We start from the raw sequence: 2,072 nt of genomic DNA on the forward strand, positions 1-2,072 counted from the left end.
TTAAATAAGTATCATTTACACATTCCTCGCTGTCTTCGTCATTGTGAAGAATATTAAAGGCTATGTATCTGCAATACTTTCCGTATTTTTTTGAAGTTTCGGATATAGCAGCTTCGGAGCGCTCCCAATATAAATCTAATATCTGCTTATCATCCATAGGCTTCTCCTCCTCCTTTGTATTAAGGCCTTTCACTCTAATAGACGGGGAAAATGTGTCAAGCGTCACTTAAATTCAAAAGATATTTATTCAAAGATTAGCTTTCATTTTTTGAAAGAATATAATAAAACAGCAAAAGACATACACCAACAAGTCTCTTAATATTCAATGCGGAAAATTACAATTCATACAATCTTTTTGAAATCAATTTTATCCCTCATTTTTTCATGCTTTTCCTTTGGCTTAGATAAGGGAACACAATACTTATGTTCATTACAAATAACAAGCACTCCAAGAAAAGGTCGCTCGTCCTTACCAATCTGAGGAGATACCGATAAAACTCTGTCATCTATATTATGTAAGTTTCTGATGTATTTCATATCAATACGATATACTTCTAATGGTGCTTGAATCATTCATTTCTTCTTTAAAATATTTCAAGGACTATGTTTCCATAGTCCTTGAATGTAGTGTCACCGTAGCGACCCTAACGCTTTTTGAACGTCCACTTATCGGCAGGACCCTCCTTCAATATTATTGAACCAAATGCCCTTCTTTTGTCAATGAATTTCTAAAAATTCATAATCTTTTTATATTTAGCACAAATCATTTTTCAGCCTCGTAGAGCGAAATACACCCACCGCACAAATCTTCGTTTTGTACTCTGTGTATTTCGACTAATTATTCTTTTGAATGCCTTCTTTTATCTTATAAATACGTATCTTCCAAATCAAATATTGTACTATCCAAACTACAACAAATATTGCAACAAAAATAGCAAAATAGCTTAATACACCTTTAACAGAATGCTCCATCCATTCGCAAATATATGCAACTGTCATCATAAGTACAGATACAATTCCAAAATAAATGCTTGTTTGTTTTAATAAACTCCACTTATCTATTTCCCAGATAACAGATGCTCCTGCAAATCCTGCTCCAAGAACGGCACTTAAAACAGTCTGTATGATAATCGCTGTTACCTCATTGCCAAATCGTTCAATCAAACTCGGAACACATGAATAGTAACTACCATCACCGATTGCAAGTGAAATTCCAATTGTAATCAAATAACTAATTACAATTCCACCCAATAATCCAACAAATATTCTAGAAAATAATTCTTTTTTCATTTTTAGTCACCTCATAATCCTAATACTTTTTTGATCTTTGAAACATATCTTCTGGAAACATAACTTACAGTCCCATTCGATAATTCCATACAAATTGTTCCTACAAAGCTTAAATCAAGGCTTTTAACCTTCTTAAGATTCACAATTTCTGAATTTGATATCCTTACAAACTTACTGTTATCCAATCTTTCTTCCGCTTCATATAGTCTCAATCTAATTTGATACGTACCATTGTCTGTTTGGGTAAAAACTTTACTGTCTTCTGCGTAAATCTTTACTATGTGATCCGGATCTAATAGTTCGACCTTATCCTCTCTGATACCGGAAATAATTGTTGGAGCATCATCTAATCTGCTTACAAAATCAACAACTCTGTTAACTTCTTCCGTCATCTGTGCTGTTGTAATCATAATTTCAGGTTCTTTAGCTTCCGCATCGATATTAATATTCAGTTTCATGATTTTCCTCCTTTCTTGCTTTGTAGTATATCTGGATTAGGATTATTATCTATACTTTATCAATAGGTGGTAATTTTTTCTACCTAACTGGTCAAAAACAATGTTTTCGCAGTTGATTCCTTCCCTTGTTTTTTCCCTTATGAGGGTTCATAAACAAGGGTAAAACGATATAACACAATACAAGATGTGACGGGGAGGACACCCACGAAAATTTTAGTATTTTCAAGGGTTTGCCGAGATTTCTATAACCAAATATAACAGTTATTAAATCCCTTAAAATACCTCAAGTGAGACTTCAAATTTATCGCTCTGATTTTTAATACA

3 protein-coding genes and 1 pseudogene are annotated in these 2,072 nt (G+C 33.1%); all 4 read right to left on the minus strand.

Annotated elements, in window-relative coordinates:
- A pseudogene (locus CCU_RS14770) lies at positions 1-157 on the minus strand (RNA polymerase subunit sigma-70); the annotation flags it as partial.
- Positions 158-342: 185 nt separating this feature from the next.
- On the minus strand, positions 343-573 hold the full coding sequence (locus tag CCU_RS14775; protein WP_015534180.1) for a type III toxin-antitoxin system ToxN/AbiQ family toxin: 231 nt from the start codon (positions 571-573) through the stop codon (positions 343-345).
- 261 nt (positions 574-834) lie between these two features.
- On the minus strand, positions 835-1,290 hold the full coding sequence (locus CCU_RS07675) for a DUF3021 domain-containing protein (protein WP_004853253.1): 456 nt from the start codon (positions 1,288-1,290) through the stop codon (positions 835-837).
- An 11-nt stretch (positions 1,291-1,301) separates the two neighbouring features.
- Positions 1,302-1,748: a LytTR family DNA-binding domain-containing protein gene (locus CCU_RS07680; protein WP_004853256.1), complete on the minus strand. Its 447-nt coding sequence runs from the start codon at positions 1,746-1,748 to the stop codon at positions 1,302-1,304.
- Positions 1,749-2,072 lie beyond the last annotated feature (324 nt).

Origin of the sequence: Coprococcus sp. ART55/1 (assembly GCF_000210595.1) — a bacterium.
Taxonomy (GTDB): domain Bacteria; phylum Bacillota; class Clostridia; order Lachnospirales; family Lachnospiraceae; genus Coprococcus; species Coprococcus aceti.